This window comes from Nitrosomonas marina (assembly GCF_900111605.1).
Classification (GTDB): Bacteria; Pseudomonadota; Gammaproteobacteria; order Burkholderiales; family Nitrosomonadaceae; genus Nitrosomonas; species Nitrosomonas marina_A.
Genome location: NZ_FOIA01000020.1, coordinates 1 through 14,939, shown reverse-complemented (window position 1 = coordinate 14,939; position 14,939 = coordinate 1). Strand labels below are relative to the sequence as shown.

Sequence of the window (14,939 nt, the reverse complement as noted above, 5' to 3'; positions counted from 1 at the left end):
CTTTGAATTGATGTTACCTGAGTAGAGCAAGCATCATTTCGGGGCTCGAATTTGCCTGTGCGAGGATGGCCGTGGCTGCCTGCTGCATGATTTGTGTTTTCGTCATCGTGGCAGTTTCTATCGCAAAATCAGTGTCCTGAATGCGAGACCGACTCGCTGTCAAGGATTCCGAACTGATCTGGTTATTGGTAATAGTTGATTCCAGACGATTGAGTTGTGCGCCTATTCTGGCTCTTTCTTTATTGATGTGATCCAATGCGAGATCCATTTTAAAAGTGGCAAAGCCGGCATTGTTGACAAGATCAATATCGCTGATACTCATTGCCGCGGCATTGACTGCACCAAATGATACCTCGAGTGTTTCATTTTTATTGGCACCCACCTGTAAGGTTTTTTCATTACCCGGTACATAGAGCGCAATATTTTCCCATACTTCATTGAATCCGCTCAATGGATTCGTTCCACCTCTGGAACTGCTGTTTTGTATGACGCTCTCCGCTGTCCTGATGGCGCCGCCGTCCACGTTAGCACCACCTATTGCGCCGGTATCTTCATCGCTCAGATTTAAACCGGCAATATAAGCGGCTCCATTGGCTACGAAATCCGCATTAAATGCATCGGCGCTGGCCCATAATCCACCAGAAGCGGCATTGATGGCGTCATTCAGCGTTGCGTTTTGATTTTGATTCAGATGGGTCATGACATCTTTTATGCCTGAACCCCCATTTGCTTTGATCTGCTGGTGCATATAACCGACAGCTGCATATCCGGCTGAATATTCATCTGAACTGCCACCCCATGCGCCGCCTGCAGATCCAAAATTACCAGCCAGTGCCATGACACCACCAATCCCGATACTATTTATCGATGATTGCAGTCGTTCGTCAGCGCCATGAATAAATTCGGCAGCACCTTCAAGAAACCATATTTGATCTACCGCCGGGTCGAACATTGAGGCGATGTTCATACTGCGGTACATAACCGCGTGGACCATTTCATGCGCTATGATTCTGTCATTGTAGAATGGTGCGGTGCCTCCATTAGGTAAATTGGGCGGCGTAAAGTCGCTCATGTCGATTTGCAGTTTGACGTCGGTTGCTTTTCCGGTAAAACTGCCGGGTATCATACCTGCCACTTGTGCAGCTACACCACCGGCTCCGTCTGTAAACGTTGTCAATTCGATTTCAATGTCAGCGCCATCGGCTGTGATTCCGTAATATTGCTGAATTAAACTTTCTGCCTGCTCCAGCCAGCCATTTTGCAAACCGTACACTACGGCGAGCTGATTGGAATCACCCAGAACGCTGCCTCCCGTGTAGTCAAACACTTTTTCGCTGTTAAATGCAGTTGTTGATGAAACTCTTTCTATTTCCTGAATCAACTGGTTGGCTTCTTCCTGCAAGGCTTTTTTGTCACTGAGGCTGTTGGTGGCGTTTGCTGCCTGAATAGAAAGTTCGCGAACACGTTGTAATGAGTCTGATATCGAGCCCAGCGCGCCATCTGCAGTCTGCAACATGGAAATACCATCGTTGGCGTTTCGCGTTGCCTGGTTCAGACCGCGTATCTGGGAAGTCATGCGTTCAGATATCGCCAGACCGGCAGCATCATCGCGAGCACTATTGATACGCAATCCCGATGACAGCCGTTCCAACGCACGGTTCAGATGCGTTTCTGTCATCGATAAATGGCGCGTACTGTTTAATGCACCAATATTGGTGTTGATTGATAGGCTCATTAATTCAGAGAAATTAATTAAATAATGATTGTGTTTGTATCAACGGAAAACTGAAAGACTTATTTAGCTGCACATGATATTCGCAGTATGAACTTGAAGGTTGGTTGGATTCGACATTCTATAGGTGTGAATGAGATGATTTAAAAGATATAAATCATGGGCCTGAGTGTCTCATGTGCTCAATTCTGTAATTCCGTAAATGCAGGGCTCATTCAATATCCAGCGGCTGTTGATTGCTATGCCGCAGGGGATAGATACATTCTTCACTTACCAGAAGCATTCATTGCATATTCGGTTCAATAATAAAGACTGGTTAGAATGCTGCTGGATTACCGGCAGCAGGGAAAATATAGTTGAATATCGATCCTTCTCAGCTTGAATCACTTTTTGGATAAAAAGAAAAATCAGTCAGTTAAACATTTTTTCTATCAGGTTGATATTATCGCTTAATAATTGATATACAGCGTTACTCAAAGTAGAATCCATCAATTGGGTGCGGTGGGATCTTCATAATTGTATGTGAATAGAGTGAATATTTTGATTTGCCTGATCCCGTTTTATTTATGTAATTATTGGTTGGCTGAACTCTGATGACTCCCGGCTGACCATCCTTTTGAACGACTCTTTAACGATATCATAACGGCCAGCTCTAATTTGTCAGGAAATTGTATGGACAGACACATTAAGATTTTAATCGTGGAAGATGAGCAAATTGTTGCACTCGATTTGAAAAGACGTTTGACCAAACTGGGATACGATGTAATAGGTACTGCGGCAAGTGGGGACAAGGCTTTTGCCTTGATCAGTCAGGAGTTGCCGAGTGTGGTACTCATGGATATCCATATTCAGGGGGAAATGGATGGCGTTGAAGTGGCTGCCAGGCTGCAGGAAAAACACAGTATTCCTGTAATTTATCTGACGGCTTATTCTGAAGAAAAAACGCTGAGCAGAGCGAGAGCCACCATGCCTTATGGATATTTGTTAAAACCGTTTTCCGACCGTGAATTGCACGTCATGATCCAAGTCAGCATGGAGCGCTTTGAGAACGATACAAGAATTGCCAAGAGTGAAGAACATTTTCGATTGGCGCTCGAAGCAGCCCGCCTGGGAACATGGGAAGCGACAGAAGAAAAAAATGAAATATTTTTGAGTAAAAGCCAGAATGGCAATCTTGAGCCAATATCTGACTGGAAAAAATTCGATCTTTCAATCGATAAACGTGATAAAAATAAAGTGTCGGACTTTATTCAGAAACTGCGGCTTAATAAAGGGGCTGCTGAGGAAATAGAATTTCGAGTAAATTCGGATTCAGGAAAAGAATATTGGTACAAATTATACGGAAAATCATTTATAAGTACAAAGCCGTATAAATATCAGGTAATCGGGGTTCTACAGGAAACGACTGAAATCCGGCATGTACAAAACCGCCTGGCACAGGCAGCGACCGTTTTCGAATGTGCGACGGAGGGAATTATATTATTGAAGAACAGAAAATTCCATTGTGCCAATAAGGCTTTTTATACAATTACCGAGTTCGAGGAAAACGATATTCTCGACAAGGAATTGACATTTCTTACAGAGCGCTTTCTGGGTGAAAGTGCTTATAACCGTTTATGGCGATACGTTGAAGAAAGCGGCCACTGGCAGGGTGAAATCAAGACATATAAAAAAAATAAAGAAGCAATGTATATCTGGATAAATATCGGCCGGATACCTGTTAAGAATGATGATGACGACCAATCGGTTGTAATGATATCGGATATCACGACCGTACGGAAAACACAGGAGCAGTTAGCTCGAATTGCTTTCTATGACTGCCTGACCAATTTACCTAACCGCATGCTGGTGATGGATCGGCTAAAGTTCGCGCTTGAAAAGGCAAAGCGGGAATCGTTGATACTGGGGGTCCTGTTTATTGATCTCGATAATTTCAAACGCATCAACGATACACTCGGACACAAGGCCGGTGATAATATGTTGCGTCTTATCTCACAAAAAATACAGTCAGAGTTGCGAAAAAGCGATACGCTTGGGCGGCTTGGCGGCGATGAATTCATTGTGATTGCGGCAGATGTTGATTCTAAGGACGCGCTGACCAGGATCGCCGAAAAAATTCTGGATTGTCTTTCTGCGCCGGTGATTGTTGAGGGCATGGAAATCATACCGTCCTGCAGCATCGGTATCAGCGTTTATCCGGAACATTCCGACCACCACGATGCACTCGTGCAAATGGCCGATACTGCTATGTATCAGGCCAAAAGCAGTGGCCGGAACATGTATGCATACTATCACCCCTGCCTTACCCAAAAGGCAAGTCATTTTTTGATGCGTGAGCGTGAGTTGTACCAGGCTCTTGAGAGAAATGAATTTATTCTTCATTATCAACCGCAATTCTCTTCATCTGACCGAAAAGTTACAAGTGTTGAGGCATTAATTCGCTGGCAGCATCCTGAGAAGGGATTATTGTTTCCGTCAGAGATTATTCCCGTTGCAGAATCCAGCAAGTTGATGGTAGAAATTGGAAACTGGGTATTGGCCGAGGCATGTCGCCAGCTCAATGTATGGCGGTCGGAAGGACTTTCTGATTTGGGTATTGCTGTCAATATGTCGATACGCCAGTTCTCAGACGCCAGGCTAACAAAATTAATTGATCAATTATTGCATCAATATGGGTTGCCGGCGCACTCACTGGAGTTAGAAATAACAGAATCCTGCCTGCAGGATGATTTGGTTGATAATGCGCATCTGAGGGAACTCGAAAAATCGGGGATATCAATTTCGATTGACGATTTTGGAACCGGTTATTCCTGCATGAGCTCACTGAAAAATCTGCCAATTCATAAACTGAAAATTGATCGCAGCTTTATAAAGGATATCCCCCATGATAAAAATGATTGCGCAATAGCTTCGGCGATCCTGGCGCTTGGCAAGGAACTGAATCTAAAAGTCGTTGCGGAAGGTATCGAGTTCCCGGAACAAGTAGATTTTCTGGATGCGCATGGATGTGACGAATTCCAGGGATTTTTGTTCAGTAAGCCGGTTCTGCCGGGCAAAATTACCGAATTGATAAAAAGTCAAGCGAATTATCATTAAAGCGGACTGTAATAAGTTTCATGTATGCAGTTTTTTATTGAGATGATCGGTATGCAAGGGGATGTTATGTCAGCGGTGACTCGATTCAGTGATGCCAATAATACTGCAGATATGATGCGTCTGGCAGTGGAAGCTTCTCCAAACGGTATGGTAATGACGAATCAAGAGGGTCATATCATCATGGTGAATTCGGCAACGGAGAAACTGTTTGGCTATTCGAGAGAGGAATTAATCGGTCATCCGATCGAAAAGCTGATACCTCAACGCTTCCGCCAACATCATCCTGAATATCGCGAAGTCTATATCAAAGAATTGAAATCGCGCCCAATGGGTCATGGATCTGATCTATACGGTTTGCGTAAAGATGGAAGGGAATTTCCCGTTGAAGTGGGGTTGAATCCGGTTAAAACTGAACAGGGTGTTCTGGTGCTGGCAGCCATTGTCGATCTGACTGATCGAAAACAGGCTGAAGAAATGATACATCTGGCTGTGGAAGCTTCACCCAATGGTATGATCATGACCAATCAGACCGGCATAATTGTTATGGTAAATTCCGCAACTGAATCGTTATTTGGTTATTGCCGTGAGGAACTGATCGGTCAGTCGATAGAAATCCTGATACCGGAACCACACCGTTCGATTCATCCTCAATTAAGAACAAAATTCATGGAGCAGCCAACTACGCGTGCTATGGGTCATGGAAGAGATCTCTTTGGCTTGCATAAAAATGGCAGAGAGTTTCCGGTCGAAGTAGGGTTGAATCCAATCAAGTCGCTGCGTGGAATTATGGTGCTGGCATCGGTAATTGATATCACAGAGAGGAAGCATCAGGAGCAACAATTAAAAGCAGCATTGAAAGAAAAGGATTTGCTGCTGGCAGAAATTCATCACAGGGTGAAAAACAACCTGCAAATTATCGACAGCTTGCTTGGAATGCAGTCAGACATGGTTATTGATAATTCGGTGATATCCGTGTTGCGAGAAAGTCAAAACAGGGTAAAATCCATGGCCCTCATTCATCAGATACTCTATGAGTCTTCGGATTTTTCACGAGTGGATTTTGCCAGTGTCATCGTTTCACTCATGAATACGCTGTCATATTCATATGCTTTGGATACCGCTAAATTTCAGGTGAATGTTAATACCGATCCGGTTTATCTATCGATTGACGTCAGCATACCGCTCGGACTGATCATCAATGAGCTTTGTTCTAATGCAATGAAATACGCTTTTCCTGGACGTGAATCCGGAAACATTGATGTAAGCCTGAAGTATCTGGATTCATGCAGACTGCAACTACGAGTTGCGGATGATGGTGTTGGCATACCGGAAGAGTTTGATATTGACCAAGCTTCGACACTCGGCCTGCAATTGGTACAGTTATTAAGCGAGCAAATATCGGCGGAATTGATTATTCAGCGAAAAAATCCGACGAGTTTTTCCCTGATACTTCCTTATTCGACCGATACAAGTTAACCGGAACTGTGCGCAGCGAATGAGATGGCCTGGTATTATGCACTGACGCTGAAACAAAGTATCAACAATGCCGTTCAATATGCTGATTCCAGTGCTTCATTATCATATTTATACGATGAGTCGGAATACGATCTGTATCTATCGTTTTAAATTCTATTTTTAGCATGGACTGCGTTGCGTCTTTTGGTAATAGAACGACTATTTCCTGCAAGACACGTCTTGCCATGAACACTGACAAGTTCACTGAACCCGGCGATACCAAATTAAAGAGTAATAGATACTGTGGCCTTCTTTTTACATTATACTGATCTAATTTGTATCGATATCTTAGGGTGATGCTTTGAAAACTTTTCGGTGCGCATGCGGGAACAATCTCTATTTTGAGAACAGCCAATGCCTGGCATGTGGCCGAATGGTTGGTTATTTGCCCGATCAACGGACATTAAGCGCTTTGGAACCTTTAGATAAAGATACCTGGCTGGCCGTATCAAATCATCAGCCTTATCGACAATGCAAAAACAGTGTTGATTACAATGTATGCAACTGGATGGTTCCGGAGCAAGATGCACATTCATTATGTGTCTCCTGTCGTCTGAATCATCTCATCCCGAACCTCACCGAGGCGAAGAATGTGGCGTTGTGGTTCCGTGTAGAGCAGGCCAAACGCAGATTGCTTTACACTTTATATAATCTGAACCTGCCTGTCATCGACCGTGAACAGGATCCGGACAGCGGACTCTGTTTTGAATTTTTGCAGGATATAAACGAGTATGGGGAGTTTAATACTGCTGTAACTGCCAATCAGAATGTCGTCACCGGTCATTATTCGGGAAAAATCACCATCAATCTGCGCGAGGCGGACCACAGTGCGCGTATTGAAATGCGTGACAAGATGAATGAGCGTTACCGCACCCTGCTGGGCCATTTCCGGCATGAATCGGGTCATTATTACTGGGTATACCTGATTGAGAATACGGATAAAATAACGGATTTTCGCGCATTGTTTGGCGATGAGCGGAAAAATTATCAACAGGCATTAGCCGATTATTATCAGTATGGGCCGCCCCCCTCATGGCAGCAGAATTGGATCAGTGCCTATGCCAGTGTACACCCATGGGAAGACTGGGCTGAAACCTGGGCGCACTACCTGCATATGTTGGATACTGTCGAAACTGCACATGATTACGGTTTCAAAATTCAGGGCAGTGATATTTCACAACCCGGTGTCGGTGCTCATATGGGCGATAATCCCTTTGCAACTGCCGTGTTTGATTCGCTACTGGATGACTGGTGCCGGCTGTCTGTTGCTATGAATGCGTTAAATCGCAGTATGGGTATGGATGATGCTTATCCTTTTGTAATCACTGATGTTACACTTGCAAAGCTGCGGTTTATACATGACATTGTACTGAATGCGGGCCTGCGTTCATTTCCGGCGCCTACTCCCAGTCAAAACGTGGTAACCGGCTGAAAGCATCGCGCAAACCTTCGTTCCATTGCTTCTGGAGAGATTTGTACATCGGAGAGTTCAGCGTCAGTTTCATACGGACTGGCTCGTGAAGTTCGTTGATTGTATGGATAGCCAGTTCCAGAGGCGGTCCAACTGATATATTGCTGCGTATCGTCGATTCCAGTGAAACCAGCGCGCACCGTGCGGCGTCTTCAAGGGATGTGGCCGGTGTGATAATCCGGTCCAGAATGGGCTTTCCATATTTATTTTCACCGATTTGCAAAAAGGGTGTTTCCGGTGAGGCACTGATGTAGTTCCCTTGCGGATAGATCAAATAAATTTCCGGCGCCAGCCCGGCAATTTGTCCGCCAAGAATGAAACTGGCCTCCGCGCTGCTGTTGCCGCTTTTTTGCAGCGCATCTGCATGCTCGCGTTGTTCCGCCTGGCTGAGCTGTCCCACGTAGTGCGCGACTTCATGCAGGTACTTCCCTTTGCGCAGATTCATGCCGGAGCCCTGTGCAGCGAGTCCGGTTTTGATGTTGTTTACGACTGCCTGGGATGTGGCAAGATTCCCGGCGGTCAGCAATACACAGACGCGTTCGCCGGGCCAGACAAAAGAATGCATTTTGCTGTATGTCGTTACATAATCAACACCAGCATTGGTTCTTGAATCGGAAGCAAAAATAAGACCTTTATTAACGCTGATTGCCAGACAATAAGTCATAAAATAATGAGTCGTAAAATAAATGCGGATCAAAGGCCCGGTTGTCAAAGTAACGATGCCGCATGTTAAAATCGAAATTATTATAGTGATTTATGGTGATTTTTGAAATCACGCATGAGAATGAAGCGCTGATTTTTTCCGATATTTACGAAACGAATAATTACTATGGCAATTCGCTGGGGAAGTTATAAAGTAAAAAATCTGTATGACGAGCTGCTTCGTGCAACCGGTCGCCCGCGCCCAGCTGCTCAGGCGTTGTGTAGTTATCTGCGTTCGCTCAAAGATAACGAAATCGAAGAGTATAAAGTCGCGGCTGAGTCTGCTATTCATGTAATGGGTATTACATTTACTGTTTATAATGAAGAAGAAGGGTCTATTGATCGTGCCTGGCCATTTGACATGATTCCGCGCATTATAGATAAGCGTGAGTGGTTGCGGGTTGAAGCCGGCCTTGAGCAGCGTGTACAGGCGCTCAATCTGTTCATCGATGATTTGTATCACCAGCAGCGTATCGTTAAGGATGGCGTGTTTCCCGCTGAATTACTTCAGGATTCCAAAAACTTTAGACCCGAGTGCGTCGGTGTTCAGGCACCGCTTGGTATCTGGGCACATATTTGCGGGTCCGATCTGGTGCGGGACAAGGATGGCACTTTTTATGTGCTTGAGGATAACTTGCGCGTGCCCTCGGGCGTTTCCTATATGCTTGAGAACCGGCTGGTAATGAAGCGGTTGTTTCCCGAAATGTTCGAACAGAATAATATTCTGCCGGTTGATGATTATCCATCGCAGCTCTATGATACATTGGCTGCCTTATCACCACGACCGGGCGATCAACCGGAGATTGTTGTATTGACGCCGGGTATCTTTAATTCAGCTTATTTCGAACATGCTTACCTGGCGCAGCAGATGGGTGCTGAACTGGTCGAAGGCAGTGATCTGACAGTGGAAAATGATATTGTATACATGCGCACAATTGAGGGGCTGACGCGTGTAGATGTCATTTATCGTCGTATTGATGATTTATTCCTCGATCCGGAAGTGTTCAATCCGGATTCCTTGCTCGGCGTACCCGGACTAATGCGTGCCTGGAAATGCGGTAAGGTCGCGCTGGCCAACGCGCCTGGTGCCGGCGTCGCCGATGATAAGGTTGTCTACGCGTTTGTACCAGAGATTATTAAATATTACCTTGACCAGGATGCGATATTGCCCAATGTGCCAACCTATAAATGCATCAATAAACTTGAGCGGCAACATGTCATTGAGAATATTCATACTATGGTTGTGAAGCCCGCGAACGAATCCGGCGGCTACGGTATGCTGATCGGGCCGCAGGCCAGTAAAAGCGAGCGCGAAAAATTTGTTCGTCTGATCCGTCGGGATCCTCGCAATTATGTTGCACAACCGATGCTGACATTGTCCACTGCACCCACGCTGGTCGACCATCACGTGGAGCCGCGCCACCTGGATTTACGTCCATTTATTTTAAGTGGAGAGAGAGTTAACGTGACCAACGGCGGTCTGACACGCGTCGCTTTACGTAAAGGATCGACGGTGGTGAATTCTTCGCAAGGTGGCGGCAGCAAAGATACATGGATTGTAGACATGGAGGCGACATGACGATGCTATCGAGTGTTGCCAACCGGATATACTGGATGGCTCGCTACCTGGAACGGGCTGAGAACACGGCCCGGCTGATTAATGTCAATACCCACCTGCTGCTTGATCTGCCTAAACGCGTGCGACTTGGCTGGGAGCCGATTGTGGATATCTCAAGTCGGCGCGATTACTTTTACAATCTGTATGATGAAGCGGATGAACGCAGTGTGATTCGTTTTATGGTGTCCGATACCCGTAATCCCGATTCGATTCTCAGCGCGTTGAACATGGCGCGCGAAAATACCCGGACAATCCGCGATATTATCCCGCGTGAGGCCTGGGAGCAGGTCAATACACTGCATTTGAATTCCAAGGCTAATGCGCGAAGCGTCGTCACACAACGACACCGATACGATTATTTGCGTTCGGTTATTCTGGGCGTGCAGACTGTCAGCGGCATGCTGGCCGGAACCATGACGCATGACGAAGGATATGATTTTCTACGTATGGGACGCAATCTTGAACGCGCCGATATGACAACGCGTATTATTGATGTGCGCTCCGCCACTCTGCTGCCGGATATGCCCGAAGATTTGACGCCGTTCGAAAATCTGCAATGGGTGAGTGTGCTCAAGTCGTTGACAGCATACCAGATGTATCGCCGCAACGTGCATCAACGTATCCGCCGAACTGATGTATTAAAATTCCTGTTGCTGCAGGAAAATTTTCCGCGATCCTTTAATCATGCGTTATGCCAGGTTGGAAACTGTTTGAACAATCTGCCGCGCAAGGAAAAAGTACTGCAAATACTGACTCGGCTACAAAAAAAGCTGTTGCAGGCCAAACTTCAGGAATTCAACCAGGAAAAACTGCATGCATTTATTGATGAGCTTCAGCTTGGCGTCATCAAAATCAACGATAGCATCAGTAAAAATTATTTTTAGCAGAATCTAACCGCAGCACTACTGTTACCAATAGTGTGATAGTACATCTATGTTCTGCTAATTAAATATCCATACCATACATGTATGAGTCTGCATCGGATTGCATGCAGCATCAGCCAGAACCGGTAATAGAAAAAATACAAATTCTCAGTGCACGGGGTCTTTGTATCGTCGTTTATTGTTGCAGGTCAGGTTTGATCAGAGTGTGATCGGTAATAGTAGAATAATTTCACTCAATAGAGGAAATATACGCAATGATAGAACAGGATAATCCATCAGGCGAAACAGCAAAAATCTCATTGGATCAGATTTTTGAATTGCTGCAAGAGCAGGAATATGAACAATTACGTACTTTGCTGGAAGTAATACATCCCGGGCAACTGGCCGACATACTTGAAGCCATGCCACCAAAAAAACGGATGCAGCTATGGATGCTGGTACCCGAATCGCAGGAAGCTGAAACGCTCTCATTTCTGCATGATGAGGTCAGAAACAGTTTGATCATCACCATGAAACCCGATGAACTGGTTGCAGCTGTAGAGCAGATGGATGCAAACGATCTGGCGTATATTTTCGAAGAGTTTCCGGAACATGTTCGTCAGTCCATAGAAGAAAAATTACCCGATGAAATTCTTGAGAGGCTTGAGACCAATCTTTCATTTGAGGAGGGTACGGCAGGGCGTCTGATGAGTCAGGATGTCATTACTGTCAGAAATGATGTCACCCTTGAAGTCGTACTGCGTTATCTGCAATTACACGAAGAATTGCCCGATTATACGGATGGATTGATGGTGATAGACCGAGCTGGATTTTACCAGGGAAAACTGTTGCTCAACAAAGTGCTGACACATAACAGGGAAATACTCGTTAAAGATGTGATGGAAAAGCAGCAGGCTATTCTCGCAACTGATGATGAACATGCGGTAACACTTTTTTTTGAACAATTCCACCTGGTTTCAGCGGCGGTTGTAGACCTGAATAATAGGCTGATTGGCCGTATCACGATGGATGATGCCATGGAAATTTTGCGTGCCGAAACAGACCGTACGCTTCTGGGGCGCGATGGTTTGGATGAAGAAGAAGATTTGTTTGCGCCGGTTATCAGCAGCACCAAGCGTCGTACTGTCTGGCTTGGCATCAATCTGATCACGGCTTTTCTGGCAGCGTGGGTGATTGGAATATACACGGATACACTGGACAAGATTGTAGCGCTGGCCGTACTGATGCCAGTCGTGGCCAGTATGGGCGGAATCGCCGGCAGTCAGACACTGACATTGACCATAAGAGGACTTGCGCTCGATCAGATTACCAGTGGCAATAGATTCTGGCTGGCCCGGAAGGAGATATTCATTGGCATTTTGAACGGATTGTTATGGGCAGTGGTTATAGCGGTGATGGCCTGGTTGTGGTTTCAGAATATCGGAATCAGTATGGTGATTGCAGCGGCAATCATTATCAATCTGGTTGCTGCTGCAGCATCCGGAATTGCCATTCCATTGATTCTGCAGCGCATGCATATTGATCCGGCGCTCTCTGGAGCGGTTATTTTAACGACTGTTACAGACGTGGTTGGTTTTATGAGTTTTCTGGGTCTGGCTACTTATTTTCTTCTGTGAACGGGGCTGAAAACTAATGTTTAATTGATTGCCAGTACTCGATTAAATTTTTTTTATCAGGCGACGAGAATCGGTAGAATGTGCCCATCTTGAAATCTTGAGCAGTTCGCGGTTGTGCCAAAAACACTGTATCAATTTTAAGAGCTTGGATGGTAGGTCTTCAACACGACGAGGTAGAAATGCACGAAGAAACACATATGCACGGACTAAAGGCCAAGGGGCTGCAAAAAGGATCAGTATCCAGGTGGGCAGCGGTAACCATTGGCCTTGCAGCGACTGCACCGGCTTATTCGTTGGCTGGTGCGCTGGGCTATGGCGCCGCCGGCAGCGGTTACCAACTGCCAGTCGTATTTGTTTTGTCTGTGATACCAATGTTCTTTGTTGCACTGTCGTATAAATATCTTACAGCCGCTGCACCCGATGCCGGTACAATTTTTACCTGGGGAACAAAGGCAATCGGTCCAAAAGTCGGATGGTTTGGCGGATGGGCGTTATTACTGGGCAGTATACTGGCAGGTGTTGCAGCCACTCAGATCACTGTTATCTCAGTTGCTGTTATTTTTAACATGAGTGATACGCCTGTCTGGTTTCACCTGGGCGTGGCTCTCGTTTTTATTTTCAGCACGACGTATTTAACTGCGCTGGGTGCCCGCGAGTCGTCGCAAACCACAATGATTTTAACTTTTGCGCAATACGGCATTCTGATTTTGCTGGCAGTTATACTGTTTGCACGTGTTCAGCAGGGTGAGGCTCTGGACAGTGCAGAACCGTTCTCGTGGGAATGGTTTAACCCGTTTGCGATTCCATCATTCGATGTATTTCTCAAGGGCTTTATGATTGCATTATTTATTTTCTGGGGATTCGATGCGTCGCTAGCCATGTCAGAGGAAACTGACGGCAGCCCCGAGCAAGCAGGGCGCAGTGGCGTCATTGCAATGAGTATTACAATTTTTACGTATGTTGTCTTTTCGATTGCGGCGCTATCCTACGCTGGAATCGATGCAAATGATGAATCCAGCCTGACGCATGCCAACAATATTGATTCCAGCATTACGACGCTCGCGACAAATATTATAGGGCCGAATGGCGCGCTGGTTGCTGCGGTAATTATCTGTGTTTCCGCATTCTCGGCAACGATGTCTACAATCATGCCTTCAGCGAGGATAGCGCTGGCAATGGCAACGTACCGGGCGATTCCATCGCATTTTGCATCAGTCAATGAAGTGACACATACACCAAAATTTGCTACCTGGACGATCGGTTTGATGACGCTGATTATTTACACTACGTTGAGTCTGATCAGTGAATCAATTGTAGAAGACACGATCCTCAGTGTCAGCATAGCAGTGTGTACTTTTTATATTGTGGCGGCATCTTCCTGTGCACTTTATTTTTTTCGAACAGCTTTCACCCACTGGCATACGGCGTTACTGCAAGTCATTTTGCCTGCAATTGCTGCCGTAATTCTGTTTGCCGTGGCAGTGCTTCAGACATGGAACATGATGGACCCCGGTTACGGCTCCAGTGGCTCGATTGCTGGTGTTGGGGCCGTTTTTATCATCGGTGTCGTCACGCTGCTGTTTGGTGTGGTCCTGATGCTGTTATGGAATCTGTATGAGCCCAGATTTTTCCGCGGTGAGACATTGCCACTTGAAAGAGCCCATATGGTTCTGGATAGCGAAGACAAGCGTATTGCCGGTAGTGTCATCGTTAAAAACAGGTATTGATTTAAGTAGTCAAACCCACTGCTGTCCCGTTAACTTGAAGCCAATGTTGTTATAACTTATTGAAATAAATGAAAAATTAAACGTTAAGATTTGCCTAAGACATGAGAATTGTTTGTTTAATAATTTCAACGAGTTAAGCCCCTAAACGGGACTGCAGTGAGTCAAACCTAAGAAAGTTTTGCTGAAAATTTTCAGAAGAAACTTTTTCAGGTCTGACTGATTGTTTTAACATTATCGGTCGATTCAAACAGAAAAAATACAGCTATTTATATTTAATATCAATTATTTGGGTATATTTTCAGGACTGACTATTTATATAAAATTACTACAGCAAAAATACCATCTATATTCTGTACCTTATTTTCAATCGTCGAATTATCAAACTTCAACATTCCAGGATTAGCTTCCACATAAAAACCAACTATTTCAGTTTTCTCAATCCCTCCAAAATAGTTGTTGAACTCGTCAAATACGAATTGAAGGGTAAGCGTTTAGCCCCACCATATATAAATTAGAAATTGAACTGGTTATCCTCGAATATTTTCACAGGAGGATGGCCGATGACAACACATGAACAA

9 protein-coding genes are annotated in these 14,939 nt (G+C 45.3%); 7 read left to right on the top strand and 2 right to left on the bottom strand.

All coding sequences use genetic code 11. The features are described from left to right. Nucleotides 1-13 precede the first annotated feature (13 nt). The gene (locus BMY62_RS09890; RefSeq protein WP_090659134.1) at nt 14-1,735 is read right to left on the bottom strand and encodes a flagellinolysin; all 1,722 of its coding nucleotides are present in this window, start codon (nt 1,733-1,735) and stop codon (nt 14-16) included. A gap of 669 nt (nt 1,736-2,404) precedes the next feature. Here BMY62_RS09890 and BMY62_RS09880 point away from each other — a divergent pair. From BMY62_RS09880 to BMY62_RS09870, 3 genes are all read left to right on the top strand, one after another. Beyond that, nucleotides 2,405-4,828, top strand: a complete 2,424-nt coding sequence (locus BMY62_RS09880) for a two-component system response regulator (protein ID WP_090659130.1) — start codon at nt 2,405-2,407, stop codon at nt 4,826-4,828. Between the two features lie 24 nt (nt 4,829-4,852). Beyond that, a complete protein-coding gene (locus BMY62_RS09875; RefSeq protein WP_256207549.1) occupies nt 4,853-6,304 on the top strand; it encodes a PAS domain S-box protein in 1,452 nt (483 codons plus the stop codon). Between the two features lie 340 nt (nt 6,305-6,644). After that, nucleotides 6,645-7,775 carry a zinc-binding metallopeptidase family protein gene (locus tag BMY62_RS09870; protein WP_090659128.1) on the top strand — a complete coding sequence of 377 codons (1,131 nt, stop codon included), beginning with the start codon at nt 6,645-6,647 and terminating at the stop codon, nt 7,773-7,775. Here BMY62_RS09870 and BMY62_RS09865 read toward each other — a convergent pair. Continuing rightward, nucleotides 7,744-8,478 (bottom strand): proteasome-type protease, encoded by a 735-nt coding sequence (locus BMY62_RS09865; protein ID WP_090659126.1) that lies wholly within the window; start codon nt 8,476-8,478, stop codon nt 7,744-7,746. The two genes, BMY62_RS09870 and BMY62_RS09865, sit on opposite strands and share 32 nt — an antisense overlap. Before the next feature lie 165 nt (nt 8,479-8,643). On the opposite strand from BMY62_RS09865, the gene BMY62_RS09860 reads away from it, so the two are divergent. From BMY62_RS09860 to BMY62_RS09845, 4 genes are all read left to right on the top strand, one after another. Further along, on the top strand, nt 8,644-10,095 hold the full coding sequence (locus tag BMY62_RS09860; RefSeq protein ID WP_090659124.1) for a circularly permuted type 2 ATP-grasp protein: 1,452 nt from the start codon (nt 8,644-8,646) through the stop codon (nt 10,093-10,095). Then, entirely contained in the window at nt 10,092-11,018 is a 927-nt protein-coding gene (locus tag BMY62_RS09855; RefSeq protein WP_218142966.1) for an alpha-E domain-containing protein, read from the top strand. Before BMY62_RS09860 ends, BMY62_RS09855 begins: the two co-directional genes overlap by 4 nt. A gap of 254 nt (nt 11,019-11,272) precedes the next feature. Beyond that, nucleotides 11,273-12,634, top strand: a complete 1,362-nt coding sequence (mgtE, locus tag BMY62_RS09850; RefSeq protein WP_090659122.1) for a magnesium transporter — start codon at nt 11,273-11,275, stop codon at nt 12,632-12,634. Nucleotides 12,635-12,813: 179 nt separating this feature from the next. Next, nucleotides 12,814-14,361, top strand: a complete 1,548-nt coding sequence (locus BMY62_RS09845; RefSeq protein ID WP_090659223.1) for an APC family permease — start codon at nt 12,814-12,816, stop codon at nt 14,359-14,361. The last annotated feature ends 578 nt before the right edge of the window (nt 14,362-14,939 follow it).